Source organism: Fusibacter bizertensis, from assembly GCF_029914245.1.
GTDB lineage: Bacteria > Bacillota > Clostridia > Peptostreptococcales > Acidaminobacteraceae > Fusibacter_C > Fusibacter_C bizertensis.
The window spans coordinates 367100-380761 of sequence record NZ_JARYZI010000002.1; the positions used below are offsets into that span (position 1 = coordinate 367100).

The 13662-nt window shown below is 35.0% G+C and carries 16 protein-coding genes; 3 read left to right on the forward strand and 13 right to left on the reverse strand.

From position 1 onward, the window contains the following. Positions 1-129: 129 nt before the first annotated feature. From QE109_RS05050 to QE109_RS05085, 8 genes are all read right to left on the reverse strand, one after another. Positions 130-387 carry an SHOCT domain-containing protein gene (locus tag QE109_RS05050; protein WP_281093318.1) on the reverse strand — a complete coding sequence of 86 codons (258 nt, stop codon included), beginning with the start codon at positions 385-387 and terminating at the stop codon, positions 130-132. A 72-nt stretch (positions 388-459) separates the two neighbouring features. Further along, entirely contained in the window at positions 460-624 is a 165-nt protein-coding gene (locus QE109_RS05055) for an SHOCT domain-containing protein (RefSeq protein ID WP_281093319.1), read from the reverse strand. A 136-nt stretch (positions 625-760) separates the two neighbouring features. Further along, positions 761-1264, reverse strand: coding sequence for a GNAT family N-acetyltransferase (locus QE109_RS05060; RefSeq protein WP_281093320.1), 504 nt, complete (start codon positions 1262-1264; stop codon positions 761-763). A gap of 35 nt (positions 1265-1299) precedes the next feature. Further along, a complete protein-coding gene (locus tag QE109_RS05065) occupies positions 1300-1845 on the reverse strand; it encodes a GNAT family N-acetyltransferase (RefSeq protein WP_281093321.1) in 546 nt (181 codons plus the stop codon). Positions 1846-1912: 67 nt separating this feature from the next. Next, positions 1913-2980: a GNAT family N-acetyltransferase gene (locus QE109_RS05070; RefSeq protein ID WP_281093322.1), complete on the reverse strand. Its 1068-nt coding sequence runs from the start codon at positions 2978-2980 to the stop codon at positions 1913-1915. A 119-nt stretch (positions 2981-3099) separates the two neighbouring features. Next, positions 3100-3912, reverse strand: coding sequence for a tryptophan-rich sensory protein (locus tag QE109_RS05075; RefSeq protein ID WP_281093323.1), 813 nt, complete (start codon positions 3910-3912; stop codon positions 3100-3102). Positions 3913-4012: 100 nt separating this feature from the next. Further along, a complete protein-coding gene (locus QE109_RS05080) occupies positions 4013-5116 on the reverse strand; it encodes an HD domain-containing protein (protein WP_281093324.1) in 1104 nt (367 codons plus the stop codon). Positions 5117-5240: 124 nt separating this feature from the next. Further along, the gene (locus tag QE109_RS05085; RefSeq protein WP_281093325.1) at positions 5241-5375 is read right to left on the reverse strand and encodes a hypothetical protein; all 135 of its coding nucleotides are present in this window, start codon (positions 5373-5375) and stop codon (positions 5241-5243) included. Between the two features lie 97 nt (positions 5376-5472). Between QE109_RS05085 and QE109_RS05090 the strand changes: the two genes are divergently transcribed. Further along, entirely contained in the window at positions 5473-6408 is a 936-nt protein-coding gene (locus QE109_RS05090) for a helix-turn-helix domain-containing protein (RefSeq protein WP_281093326.1), read from the forward strand. Here QE109_RS05090 and QE109_RS05095 read toward each other — a convergent pair. Beyond that, positions 6405-6617, reverse strand: a complete 213-nt coding sequence (locus QE109_RS05095) for a hypothetical protein (protein WP_281093327.1) — start codon at positions 6615-6617, stop codon at positions 6405-6407. The genes QE109_RS05090 and QE109_RS05095 overlap by 4 nt on opposite strands. Positions 6618-6710: 93 nt before the next feature. Between QE109_RS05095 and QE109_RS05100 the strand changes: the two genes are divergently transcribed. After that, positions 6711-7658, forward strand: coding sequence for a helix-turn-helix domain-containing protein (locus tag QE109_RS05100; RefSeq protein WP_281093328.1), 948 nt, complete (start codon positions 6711-6713; stop codon positions 7656-7658). Positions 7659-7788: 130 nt separating this feature from the next. After that, complete coding sequence (locus QE109_RS05105) at positions 7789-8199, forward strand: bacteriohemerythrin (protein ID WP_281093329.1); 411 nt, start codon at positions 7789-7791, stop codon at positions 8197-8199. A 129-nt stretch (positions 8200-8328) separates the two neighbouring features. Here the strand turns inward: QE109_RS05105 and QE109_RS05110 are convergent, their stop codons facing one another. The 4 genes from QE109_RS05110 to QE109_RS05125 all read right to left on the reverse strand — a co-directional run bounded on the left by QE109_RS05110 (position 8329) and on the right by QE109_RS05125 (position 13656). After that, positions 8329-9543, reverse strand: coding sequence for an ammonium transporter (locus tag QE109_RS05110; RefSeq protein ID WP_281093330.1), 1215 nt, complete (start codon positions 9541-9543; stop codon positions 8329-8331). 212 nt (positions 9544-9755) lie between these two features. Next, entirely contained in the window at positions 9756-11078 is a 1323-nt protein-coding gene (locus QE109_RS05115) for a sigma-54-dependent transcriptional regulator (protein ID WP_281093331.1), read from the reverse strand. Continuing rightward, positions 11075-13189, reverse strand: a complete 2115-nt coding sequence (locus QE109_RS05120; protein WP_281093332.1) for a PAS domain-containing sensor histidine kinase — start codon at positions 13187-13189, stop codon at positions 11075-11077. Before QE109_RS05120 ends, QE109_RS05115 begins: the two co-directional genes overlap by 4 nt. After that, a complete protein-coding gene (locus tag QE109_RS05125) occupies positions 13183-13656 on the reverse strand; it encodes a YbaK/EbsC family protein (protein WP_281093333.1) in 474 nt (157 codons plus the stop codon). The genes QE109_RS05120 and QE109_RS05125 overlap by 7 nt, the downstream gene beginning before the upstream one ends. Positions 13657-13662: the final 6 nt, after the last annotated feature.

Genomic DNA, 13662 nt, shown 5'->3' on the forward strand with positions numbered 1-13662 from the left:
TTTACTATCTAATACTATTAATTATACGTCAATTCAGATTTTAATACTATTTGATTTCACACATACCTAAAATAATAACCGCTAACTTTCATATGGTTACTCACATACAAAACAGCGGTTATTTAGGCATCATTTACTTTTTAATATGTTAAGTTTATTGGTAAATTCTTCTTCGTTAATTTCTCCCTTAGCATATCGCTCTCTCAAAATAGATAGCGCTGCATCTTCATTTGGCTTCTTATTTCTTTTGACTAGCCAAAATACAAGGATTATGGCACCGATAATCAAAGCAGCCATCATACCATAGTGCCAAATACCATACGCACCCATATGATCAAAGCCATATTCCATGCCATGTCCACTATAAAATCCTCTTCCAAACATCATATCTTTACCTCCTATATGGACTTAATTTAATTTTATTCTATTTAAAGATCTGTCTGTTCTTATCAAACAATACTATTCTTTCAATGTTTTTTTCATTCTTAGATAAGTAGCTTCATCTATCTCACCATTAACAAATCTTTCTTTCAATACATCTTCAGCTTTATCAACTCCTGGTAGCTTCTTACCTGAGCTGTAATAAATTACAAAAATTATGATTGCAATACCAATAATCATCATAAACCTTACCTCCTTTCTGTAACCTAATTATGTACTTAAAATGTGTCACAATTATGTATAAACAAAAAAATCGATAGCATCTAATGATGGCATCGATTTTACTATTAATTTATATTGATTTTATCACACTTGATTCCTATATTTTTTTAGCTAAACTCGCCAATTTTTCACCTTCGACGCGATAGACAGTCCACTCGTCCATAGGAATAGCGCCCATCTCTTTATAGAACCCAATGGATGTTTTATTCCAGTCTAAACACCACCAATCAAGTCTGCCACAACCTCTTTCAACTGCGATTTTTCCTAGATAAGCAAGCATTATCTTACCAAATCCTTTTCCTCTCATCGCAGGTGTTACATATAAGTCCTCTAAGTACAAGTTAGCTTTTCCTAAAAAAGTAGAAAAATTGTGGAAGAATAATGCAAAACCAACGGGTTCACCTTGATACTCAGCAATGATGACTTCTGCTTGCTTTTTTTCAAAAAGCGATGCTTGTAAAATAGATTCTGTTGCGACAACTTCATGTAAAAGTTGCTCATAATCTGCAAGTTCTTTGATATATTTGAGTATCAATGGTACATCAGCTTTTACTGCAAATCTGATTTCAAACCCTTCAATTGATGTTTTATTGTTTTTCATGTTCTCTTCCTCTCTAATTGCATAATCGTGAATGATTAAAACAAAACTTTCCAAACCATATGGTCAAGTCCTGGTCCCCAATGATCTTTTAATAGATATGTAGGTGCTCCAAATTTATAAAGCCATATCCCCTGTGCTGATTTATACCCACTGTCTATGCAAAATCCCTTATATCTCTCTTTTCTCAGATGTTGCCCCATCGCTTCCATAAGTTTCGACCCGATTCCCTTCCCCTGAAACTCAGGCAAAACAAATACGGTTCCAATTTCAGGCAATTGATTAAGAAGTTCATCATCGCAAGCTTTTATTGTATCGTTAGCTTCTCCAATTTCTATCGTTCCCACAACAGTCTCACCAACTTTGGCGATCAAAAAGTACTTCTCTTTCCCCTGGGTATCGAAATCTAAAGCTAAAAATGCTTTTTTCACTTCTATTTCCTCGTGCAAATCAGCTTGTAAATCCCACAAACCATTTTTCAACCAATTGTCTTTTAGCACACGCTCAAAAAGCGCCTCAATTGAAGTGACATCCAGTCTATCTGGTCTTTCAATAGTGATTTTATTTACATCATAAGTGCTCATATTTATCTACCTCATCAATTAAACTCTTAATTCTAATTTATTTACCATTTGATTAATTCTAATTTATTTACCATTTGATTAATCCTATTTTTCTGAGTATATGCGCGTTAAACGGATTTAGACCTTTAATTGGTTGATCAATAGGAAAATATGCAAGCTCGAAGCTCTCATCATCATTGACAAATGGTTCTCCCACTATATCATGTGCAATAAAAACCGCCATAACATTATATATTTCATCACCATTTGGATAAAGATAATACATATCAGGTCCAGATAAAACTGTTAAAAGTTCATACCTATTGGCAGTAATCCCCGCTTCCTCAAAAAGTTCTCGTTTTGCATTGTCTTCAAAACTTTCACAAAGCTCCATTGCACCACCAAGAGTCCCCCAATCACCACTATCTGTTCGTCTTTGAAGCAACAACTCACCTGTTTCATTGAACACAAGCACACATGCTCCTGCCATAATTAACGGAATATGACCTACATATTTTCTTAAATTCTTAATATACCCCAAGCGATGTGCATTTTCTTTTACTTGTGGATCAGATAAATTATGGTTAATGTTTTTTAAATACTCTTCTTTAATAATGGCATAGTTTGCTAGATCATAGAAATCTTCTCCTCTACTTTTTACAGCATAAGATATGCCTTCAAAATTCAAACCACTCTTTTGCATCACCCTGCCTGATGCCGGATTATTTGTGTCATGTCTAGCAACAATACGGTTCATGCCCACTTCGGAAAACAAAAAATTAATCACTGCTTTGAAGGCTTCTGTTACAATTCCCATTCCCCAATGTTTTCTTGAAATACAGTATCCTATTTCACAAGAAAAATCATTTTCACTTGTTGCAACAACAGAGATTCCGCCTATTACTTCCTTTTCATCATTTAATTCAATAGCCCAATTATAAACATTATCATATTCGTATTGGCCACACCAAATAGAAAGGATTTCTTTGGTAACATCTACATGTTCATGAGGAGGCCAAGTCAAAAATCTAGTGACTTCCGAGTCATTTGCCCAATTCTTAAACATATCTCCCGCATCTGATTGCTTAAAAGCCCTTAATGTTAGCCTATCTGTCGTAATAATCCGCGTTCCCTTGTGCACTAAATGTTTCGACAATAGTTACCTCCGTACTTTTATACTCTTTTGTACTTGTAAGTAATATTCAACAAAAGTATAGATTCTCCTTCAATTCTTTCAAAAAAAGCCGAGATCCACAATAGGTCTCGGCAGTTTATTTAATTTGAAAATTTCTTTTTAAGTGTCTTAAGTTTCTTATAACTTACAAAAGTCATCACCAGTGCAGTGAAAATCATATTAAATGCGACGACTGTAATAATCATCCCATATTCACCGTTAAAGCCAGTATCACTCGTATGTTTAAATAAGATACCATAGTATGACCAGAGTGCAACCATGCCGTAAGTAAGGTCTTTAAACTTCATCAAAACAATCGTTGTCACCAGAGCACCTAATACCAAAACGATACTTGTTGTTAGCTCCTCCGTAAAGTTAAACAGCACAAAGTGTTGCTTCGTTAAGAACGTCGTTACATTTGCAATTGATGCAATCGTTATCCACCCGAAATATAGACTAAAGGGTTTGTGTATCCAGATCCGTTCACTTGTAGTTAATTTTGCAGAATGAATCAAGTTGATAGATTTAATCAAGCAAAATAAGATGATAAACATCATAAAAACAGATATTGCAAGCTCATCATAGTGCCACATCACTATCCAAAGCCCATTTGCTAAAGAAGATAAAGAAAACCATTTGCGAAGCTGAATGACCATTACACTTGTTTCCGGAGAGTAAAAGGCATCCCTCCACTGAAAGATTATAAACCCTCCAAGTGCAAGGTATATAAGCCCCCATATAGCGAACGTAAATCCAGTTGGTGCAAATAAATTGGCATATCTATCAGACACTTCGCCTGTTGTGATATTATTCAAAGGAATTGTATTCGCCAAGATGTTAATGGTTAACATAAATATATATGCAATTGTAGTTGTCACTTTCATATCTTTTTCTTTTTTTATCGAGATTGACATGTAGTCCACTTCCACTAGTTAAATTATTGTATCTAGATTTGAACATTCTCTGTTCACTTTACAATTTACCACCTCTGAAAGCATAATTGCAAGACAAATATCAACCAGCGACTAAAGATTTCATATTTTTAATTTTTTCATACTCAGTGATTGCTTTAGAATCTCCAAACCATTGAATATAATCTGTAATCGTACGATCAATTCCAAATGATTCAACTTTAGATTTAGAATCTGGATCTTGCTTAAAAAGAAACTCAATGTTTTTTTCATAATAATTATATATTTCACAAATAATATGATAAGTGATCTCGTCATATTCAATTAATTGTCTAGAGTTGACTATTCTTTCTTCAATGAAATCTTGAACCCCCTTAAAAGCATTTTGAAAATACTCACTAAATGCAATGTCAGAGCTTTTGCCATAATGTTCAATCAAATCATTGATAAATACATAGTGCCATCTACTCTTGTCAAAAGGCTTATCAAAATATTTCTTCCAAACGTCATTCTCAAAGTCTGCATAGCTCACAATATTGTTAAAATCTGCATCATAAAGATCGTGTAATGCATATGAAAACCGATCTGCATACTTCACGATTTGAGCTTCTAAACTTCCTACTTCATGCGGATTTAGTTTATCAAAAATTGTATCTGTTAGTTTGAAGAGTTCTTCTTGCTTTGTATGTTTCCAGATTCCTTCTAGTGTATCTAAGGTCAAATTCAAACCTACATAAGGCTTCCCATCAATACTTTGTCGATTAAAGTTAATCTGTTCTACTAACCATACACTTTGCGTATTATGATGAAAACCCATCCCTTTTTCTTGTAAAATCTTATTTAGAGCTTTTCCACCAGCATGACCAAAAGGTGTTTGACCCAAATCATGACCAAAAGAAATCGATTCTATCAAATCACAATTTAGATAAAGTGGTTTAGCAATTGTCTTTGCAATTTGATTTACTTCAAGTGTGTGAGAAAGACGCGTTCTATTGAGCATATCACCATTTCTAGTCAAAAATGTTTGCGTTTTCAATCTCAAGCGTCTAAAGGCTTCTGAATATAGAATCCGATCAATATCCCTTTGATATTCAGTTCGAAATGCATCTTTTCCTTCATCATTGACTCGCAAAGAAAGCATAGACTTTTTCGCTCTCTTATCTAGTGTTTTTAGTTCAAATAATTCTTGTTGCTCTCTATGATCCATAGTATACTCCAAACTCACTGTAGAAAGACAAAATCCACCCTTTTTAGGTGGATTCGGCTTTATTTCTAGAATAATAATTAATTATGGAATGTCTTAGGATATCGGCTGACCGATAGTCTAATTATTATTCTTCAACAACTGACATAATTACGATTCTTGGAGAATATAAATCATCTTCTCCTGCAAAACTAAGCGCAGTACTTGCAAACAAAGATGCTATCACCAACGTTAACGCTAAAATTTTCTTTACCTTATTCATAAACCTGCCCTCACCTATTCTTTATTTTATAGTTAAATGATATAATAAATAATAAAAATAGAGTACCCGTATATATACGGGATTTTTGAGGTTGACAATGTTAAGTAGTTATGATTTGACAAGTTTTTCCAAACGGTTAAAAACAATTAGAAAATCGCTCGGCTATTCACAGAACGACGTTGCAGATGAAACAGGCGTAAATAGCGATACTTTAAGGCGTCTGGAAAATGGTATGTCTGTACCACGTTTTGACACGTTAGAGGTCTTATCGCGATTTTATAAAGAAAACTTAATTCTTTTACTTGATTCATATAAAATATCTACAGAATTATCCTATTTTTACGACCTAGTTGATTATCACATGGTGAATGAGGATATTGAATCTTTGCGTAATTCAATTAAGACTTTTCATTTGTATATTAAACAAGATAATTTAAGAATGGTTGATGCTCGAGAAGTTGAACAACTTGATTATTTTTTTCAAGGTTTGGAGTTAAGTTATAATGCCAATGATCATTCTTCAACTGAATTATTTGAGAAAGCACTAAAATTAACAATAACACATTTTAAGTTAGACAACTGGAGTCACTTTAAGTATAATTTTCTTGAAATTAGAATTTTGCTATCTTTAGCTGCAGTTCAGGGCAATTTACGTAATTGTGAATTGAGTACATCAATATTAAATTACATATTGAATTATTTAGATCCTTCTCCACACTCAAAGTTCTATGAAAAGGTTCTAATTGTAAAGTGTTATGGTATACTAGCCTATAACTATCATAGATTAGATAATCATAAACAGGCTATTAAATATTCAGATTTAGGTATCCAATTTTGTATTGATCATTCAATTTTATCCAATCTGCACTTTGTGCTTTTCCGAAAAGGCGTAGCACTTTATAATTTAAATGATAAAAGTTATGAAATCTATATTGAACAAGCTATCAACTTACTAAAAATTCAAGAAAAACATGCACTTTCTAATACTGTTCAAAAATATTTAGATACCTTTAGAGAAAACAAAAGGAGTTAAGCTTCTTTTTTTAATATAAGTTCCATATAGTTTACATCATCAACAAAATTAAACCAGCATTTTTCATCTTTGAGCAAATTCAATTGTTTAAACAATTTTTCATCAAAATATCTCGATATCATTATTTTTCTATTGTAATTGTTTTCTATTTCTATAAGCTGAATTCTATTTTGATTACAATTATCTTTATCATAAATTTTAAATCGCATATCTTCTCCCAATATAAAGTGTTTATATAATTAGTTATACACTTTTAACACATTTTAATAAACCCAATTAGAGTTGGGGTAAAGGAGTAAGTCTTGTTTAGTACATATGATTTAGGACAATTTTCACAAGTATTAAAAGATATTAGAAAGTCATTAAATTATACACAAAACGATGTCGCAACACATACAGGATTAAGTACTGAAACACTTCGAAAATTAGAAAACGGGAAAACTATACCGAAATACGATACTATAGAAATTTTATCCCTTTTTTACAAAACTGACTTACATTCAATTTTAAACTTGTGCAAAAGTTCGACTATAATTTTTGATTACTACTCTAAGATAGATTGGCTTATTACAAGGGTTGATTCTCAAGAGATAAAAGATACTCTCTCATCATTCGACTTACTTAAAAGCAACCACTTATTTAACCTTATTGAAAAAAAAGAATTAGCACAATTAGAATTTTTAATTGATGGATTAAAGCATTCTTATTTATACGATGAAACCTCCCTAATTGCTTCGATTCAAACTTCTAATGAATTATTGATAAAAGCACTAAATGTATTTATTCCAACTTTTAGTATCACTGAATGGGAGAAATATAAATACAACTATCTTGAATTAAGAATTCTTTTTGCTATCGCCGCAAACTTAGGAGTTATTCGTGAATGCGAACAAAGTAATGCAATCTTAGAATACGTCGTCAATTCACTTAGCTATACTTCAAAAGCATTTCATCTAGAAAATGTACTAATTTCAAAGATATACGCAACTATGTCTTATAATTATCACCGTCTAGATCAACATCAACTTGCCCTTAATGCCGCAAATACTGGTATTGAATTTTGTAATCGACATGAAATCATGACAAATCTACCTCTGCTTTTGTGCAGAAAAGGTGTGGCATTGAAATTATTAGATTCTGATGGCTATTTGGAATATCTAGAAAATGCAATTGTTCTTTTAACTATTCAAGGAAATCATAATCTTGCTGCTCAATACAAGAAAATAACTGATAATTACCTCAACGCTTAGCACAAATGAAACAAAATAAGTTTTGCAAAGAAAGTTCATATAACTATGATCTTTCTTTTTTTGATATCAATTACAATCTTTGGGTATCAAATTAACTCAAACATATAGAAAAATACTATTGGAGGTCAGAATGTTACATTGGGAAAAAAAACTAGTTCTAGGTGTCCCCGAAATCGATCGAGAACATGAAGAATTGGTAAAAAAAACAAACGAAATGCTAACGGCACTTAAAAGTGGCAATAGTAAAGAAGAAATCATAAGACATATCAATTTTCTTGCAGACTATGTCATAAAGCATTTTAATTCAGAGGAAAAACTTCAGGCAAAATACAATTATCCTGATATCGCGAACCACAAGCAGATACATTCAAAGTTCAAAGGAACTGTCACTCAACTGATTCAAGATATTGACGAAAATGGTCTAACAACTTCAAAAAAAATTGAAATCAGTAAGATGACCATGGACTGGCTTCTCAAACACATAGGGGTTGAAGATAAAAAACTAGCAGACTTCATACTCGAAAATAGAAAAAATACTTAAAAAATAATTGGTCAAAAATAAAGCTAGTAGGTTAAGATACATAACTTACTAGCTTTTCAAATTCTATGACCTTATTAATTACCAAGTAACGCCAATTGCATCTGTTACCCTATTAATTCACACTTTAATCTACATTAGATATGCATTTTCACCATGCATCGCTGCATCTACACCTGTTAATTGTTCGTTCGCATCGATGCGTACAGGTGTGAACTTATCGATTATAGTTAACATACCATAAGAAATTATAAAGGCATATACTGCTGCGATTACAACAGCTCCCACTTCTACTAAGAAAAATTGAGTTCCCCCATATATAAGGCCATCTGCCCCACCTGGATTTACCTTGGTACTTGCGAAGATTCCTAAAAGGATTACGCCAGTGATACCACCCATACCATGGACACCCCAAACATCAAGTGCATCATCCCATCCAAATCTATTTTTAAGACCAATTGCAAGATAACAAACCACTGAAGCAATACAGCCAATAATAGCTGCAGTACCTGTACCAACATAACCAGCAGCAGGTGTGATTGTTGCAAGACCAGCAACTGCTCCAGTTAGCATACCTACAAATTTTGGTTTCCCTGTCATTTTCCAATCAATTGCGAGCCAAACCACTGCAGCAAACGAAGCGGCCACATCTGTGTTTAAAAAAGCAAGTGCCGTAACACCATCTACTCTTAGTTCGCTACCTGCATTAAAGCCATACCATCCAAACCATAAAAGTGCTGTACCAAGAGCAATCAAAGGAATACTATGCGGCTCAGTTACGCGTTCAGCACGTTTTCCAACAAAAAATACCGATGCAAGAGCAGCCATACCAGCAGTTGCGTGAACTACGATCCCACCTGCAAAATCTAGAACGCCCCACTGTGCAAAAAGACCGCCACCCCATACCATATGTGTGAACGGGAAATAAACTAACAATAACCACAATACCTGAAAGATAACATATGCTTTAAATCTGACACGCTCAGCAAATGCACCTGTGATCAGGGCTGGTGTAATAACCGCAAACATCATCTGATACGATATGAAGACAATTAGCGGGATATTGTTAGTTGGTGATAGTGTATCCATCATCGTTATACCATGCAAAAAAGCATAATCTAAATTGCCAATAATTCCAAAAACATCTCCGCTAAAGCAGAGTGAATAACCAACAGTAAACCACAAAACAGTGGTTATTCCAAGTGATACAAAACTTTGCATCATTATTGTTAATACGCCTTTTTTACTGACCAAACCGCCATAAAAAAAGGCTAACCCTGGTGTCATCAGCATAACCAAACTCGTAGCTACTAGCATAAACCCCGTATTACCTGTGTCAAAACTCATTAGTTCCCTCCTAAAATCTTAGCGCCGTAGTTTTTATGCGGTGCCTATAATCTGACACTTTATACAGAGCAATTCTTATGCCAACTATAATTTTTGTAACAAGTACAGGATTGCAATGGATTTTTAAACATTCAAAAAAAATAAGTGCGACAAAATTGTCGCACTGCGTCAAATCTGTCACACTTATTACTCATAACTTGATATATTACTTTTTAACTGCCTAAATTATATTTGTTAATTTTTCGGTGCAGTGAACGCCTACTGATTCCAAGTTTCTCAGCTGCTTTTGTGATATTGCCATCTGTATCGGCTAAAGCTTTGCGGATAATTTTCTCCTCCGCACTGTCTTTATAAATTCCTAGACCATCAGAAGGCTCATCCTCAGGATGGAGGAAATAAGGTGGTAAATCACTGCTTTTAATCACAGTTCCCTCGCTTATGAGCAGCAACCGTTCGATGATGTTTTCAAGTTCCCTCACATTACCCGGCCAGTGGTATCCTAAGAGGACCTCCATCGCTTCAGCTTCAATCTCTTTATAAGGTGTATGATACATATCTGATGATATTTTAATAAAATTCTGTATCAAGCTTGTCATATCTTCTCGTCGCTCCCTTAGCGGTGGAACAGAAAGCGGGATAACATTAAGCCGATAGTACAAATCCTCTCTAAACTGCCCAGCATGTACCAAAGTATCTAGGCTTTTGTTGGTCGCTGTGATGATTCTCACATCTAGTGAGATCGTCTGCGTCCCTCCTAATCGTTCTAACTCCTTTTGTTGAATGATACGCAATAATTTCAGTTGGATCAATGGAGAGATATCTCCTATTTCATCTAAAAATATTGTGCCACCATTTGCCAGTTCAAAACGACCAAGTTTTCTATTAAAAGCACCCGTAAATGCCCCTTTTTCATAACCAAAAAGCTCACTTTCAAGAAGCGTCTCAGGAAGTGCAGAACAATTCACCTTAATAAAAGGCTTCCCCCTTCGGTCGCTGATCTCATGTATGGCATGCGCGACAAGTTCCTTACCGACTCCTGTCTCACCGTGGATATAGATATTGGCGTTGCTATTGGCAACTTTATGAATCAACTTTACAAGGTCCTGCATCTTTTGACTGTTGGTCACGAGCATGCTGTTAAAATCATAGGTTCCAAGTTCATCAGGTGCCTCTTCAAACTGCACCTTTTTAACCGCACTGATTACCTCATCGATGTCAAACGGCTTTCGGATATAGTCCTTTGCGCCAAGCTTTAAAGCATTGATCGCTGTATCAACAGTTGCAAATGCAGTCATTACAATCACTTCAATACTTGAATCTATCTTTTTAATGTACTTAAGCAGTTCAATACCATCCATGTCAGGCATCTTTATATCTGTCAGTACAAGATCAATCTGCTTTGCCTCTAAGATCGATTTAGCTGAAACGCCATCACTTGCTGTATAAACCAGATAACCTTCTTTTTTCAGAATTCGTTCAAGTAGAAGTGCTAAGTTAACTTCATCCTCAGCGATCAAAATAGTTGCTTTCTTCATAGTAACAACCCTTTCTTAGTTGGCAAACTAATTGCAAAAGTAGTGCCAGTGTCTTTTGAACTGATCAGTTCAATCGTACCATGATGGTTCTCAATAATTCGAGCACATATTGCAAGTCCTAGACCAGATCCACCCTTTCTCGTAGTAAAAAACGGGGTGAAAATTCTTTCTATCAAGTCGTCATCGATTATATCACCATCATTTGTAATCAAAAGCGAAAACCTTCCTTCATCTTCATAAAGTAGCGTTTGAACTTTGATAGTTCCACCCACTTCACTTGCTTGAATCGCGTTAATTAAAAGGTTAAGAAGCACTTGCTTCATCTGATCAACATCATATTCAAAACTGGAGGCACTGTCAAACTCAAGTACAACTTCAATTTTTTTGGCTAGAATTTGTTGATTGAGCACCTTAATTACTTCAGATACCAATTGGTTCATATCACCAGATTTATAATGTGGTGCGTTTGGACTCGCAAAACTTAAAAACCTCTCTACTAATCGATCAAGTCTATCCACTTCATTTAAAACGATACCGAGATCATGGTATGCATCGCTTTGTTTATCGACCTCCCTAATAGCCATCTGCGTATATCCTTTTATAGAAGCCAGTGGATTACGAATTTCATGCGCTACTCCTGCACTTAGCTCTCCAAGTTCAGAGAGCTTCTTAGCGCGTATGACACTATGTTCGAACCTTTCCCGTTCTTCAGCACTTTGAAGCAGAACAGTGACACCCAAGGGCGTCTGATAAATATCCTTTTGAATCAAGGTACTTACCACCAACTCCACTTCAGGGTTTTTAATCAAGCAGCTCACGTCAACTAACTGCTTTTCTACTAAGATACTTTCATATAAGATCTGAAACAGTGCGTCAAAACGCTGATGTCCCTCTTTGCCAATAGAGAGTCCCACAAGCACATCATCATGATCCGCTTTTAAAATCTCTTTTATCCTTGGATTAACAGAAGTTATAATTCCCTTGCCATCTATCGTAACAATCCCAGTAACCGCATGATCAATCATAGCATCTAATGATGCTTTCACAGATTTAACCGATTCAGCTTCGCCTGTTTTTTCCATGGTCTTCTGAACCATAAAACTAAGTTCCTCTAGTAAAAAATCAAACGTATGGGTCAACTGTTTTACTTCATCACTTGAGCCCTCATAAGCCAGTGCCATATTAAGTTTGTGCGTTTCAAGTAACTCACCCATATGAGATTTTAACGTCCGAATGGGCCGTGTTATACGCCCTGAAAGATAATTTGAAACCAAAAAAAGTATAATCAAAGTGATCACAAACACAAGACCAAAATAGATCCTAATATCATAAATAAGCGCAAAAGCTTCTTCAGTAGGCTCACTTAAAAAAAGCATCCATTGCTTAAACTGCGTTTCGTATTTAATAATTGGCACACGTACCGTTAGATGGTTTACGCACTCCAAAAGCTCATAGCTCACGCCATAATTTTGATCAGAAGGCATCAAACGTGCGTAACCAACTTCACCCAACTTTACATTGGCAATGATCTCATCAATCGCATCAAAATTCATACGTTCTACAACTGCGCCGACAGCCTGTCCTCTATCATCCACAAGAGGTTCTGAAAAAAGTATAAACCACTGCGACTGATCTTCTTCAGATAGCACATCTGAAATAAATGGTTTTCCAGATAGAATCTTTCCTAAAATATCTGGATTTTGCTTAAAAAGTTCATCACTTTCAAGTGGCAAGTTACCACCAGAAAAAGTAGCGCTTAACACAATCTGTCCCAATTGGTCTAAAACAAACATCTCATCATAAGTCTGATAATTATTGATTACATTTGCTAGATACTGGCGCTTAGTTTCACGATCAATCTGTGGCATAGTCAATATCTGTGACTGAGCGACAACTTGTATATCTGCTTCTCTTTCAAAAAGAAAACGTTCAATCTTATTCGAAGTTTCAGCAGCAAGTGTTTTGATCTCATTTTCCTTGTTTTGTTTGACATTTTGCGCAGTGTTATTATAGAACATGAGTCCCAAAGTTAGTGTTAACAAGATCGACATAGTTAAGAAAATCGCCATAATTTTGAGCTGAAGCGAGAAATTTTTCATCTTCTTTAGCATGACTCCCACCGACAAACATCTACCCATTTGTCTGTTTCAGCATAGATTTCAAGTTCATCAAGCCCCACTTTGATAGCAGAGTTGCTACTGCCACAAGCAGGATAAACATGTTCAAATCGCTTCATTGATTCATCCAAAAAAACTCGGATACCTGTGGTAATACCAAAAGGACATACACCCCCTATGGCATGCCCTGTATAGGCTAACACTTCATCAGGTGCGAGCATACGCGCTTTGAAACCAAAGGTAGCTTTAAACTTTGCATTATCAATTTTTGCATCACCTGCGACAACAACTAACATACCTTTATCGCCATCTCTAAAAGAAAGGCTTTTGGCAATCTTTGCAGGCTCAACACCTACTGCCTTCGCTGCAAGTTCAACAGTTGCACTTGAAGTTTCAAATTCCAGTATATCTTTATCTTTATCCCATTTGCTTAGATGCTTTCTTACCACTTCAATTGACATGACAAC

What these genes read in the sequence shown, in the direction of transcription:
- QE109_RS05050 (WP_281093318.1), bottom strand. Translation starts at nt 387, where the DNA reads ATGATGTTTGGAAGAGGATTTTATAGTGGACATGGCATGGAATATGGC.
- QE109_RS05055 (WP_281093319.1), bottom strand. Translation starts at nt 624, where the DNA reads ATGATGATTATTGGTATTGCAATCATAATTTTTGTAATTTATTACAGC.
- QE109_RS05060 (WP_281093320.1), bottom strand. Translation starts at nt 1,264, where the DNA reads ATGAAAAACAATAAAACATCAATTGAAGGGTTTGAAATCAGATTTGCA.
- QE109_RS05065 (WP_281093321.1), bottom strand. Translation starts at nt 1,845, where the DNA reads ATGAGCACTTATGATGTAAATAAAATCACTATTGAAAGACCAGATAGA.
- QE109_RS05075 (WP_281093323.1), bottom strand. Translation starts at nt 3,912, where the DNA reads ATGTCAATCTCGATAAAAAAAGAAAAAGATATGAAAGTGACAACTACA.
- QE109_RS05080 (WP_281093324.1), bottom strand. Translation starts at nt 5,116, where the DNA reads ATGGATCATAGAGAGCAACAAGAATTATTTGAACTAAAAACACTAGAT.
- QE109_RS05085 (WP_281093325.1), bottom strand. Translation starts at nt 5,375, where the DNA reads ATGAATAAGGTAAAGAAAATTTTAGCGTTAACGTTGGTGATAGCATCT.
- QE109_RS05090 (WP_281093326.1), top strand. Translation starts at nt 5,473, where the DNA reads ATGTTAAGTAGTTATGATTTGACAAGTTTTTCCAAACGGTTAAAAACA.
- QE109_RS05095 (WP_281093327.1), bottom strand. Translation starts at nt 6,617, where the DNA reads ATGCGATTTAAAATTTATGATAAAGATAATTGTAATCAAAATAGAATT.
- QE109_RS05105 (WP_281093329.1), top strand. Translation starts at nt 7,789, where the DNA reads ATGTTACATTGGGAAAAAAAACTAGTTCTAGGTGTCCCCGAAATCGAT.
- QE109_RS05110 (WP_281093330.1), bottom strand. Translation starts at nt 9,543, where the DNA reads ATGAGTTTTGACACAGGTAATACGGGGTTTATGCTAGTAGCTACGAGT.
- QE109_RS05115 (WP_281093331.1), bottom strand. Translation starts at nt 11,078, where the DNA reads ATGAAGAAAGCAACTATTTTGATCGCTGAGGATGAAGTTAACTTAGCA.
- QE109_RS05120 (WP_281093332.1), bottom strand. Translation starts at nt 13,189, where the DNA reads ATGCTAAAGAAGATGAAAAATTTCTCGCTTCAGCTCAAAATTATGGCG.
- QE109_RS05125 (WP_281093333.1), bottom strand. Translation starts at nt 13,656, where the DNA reads ATGTCAATTGAAGTGGTAAGAAAGCATCTAAGCAAATGGGATAAAGAT.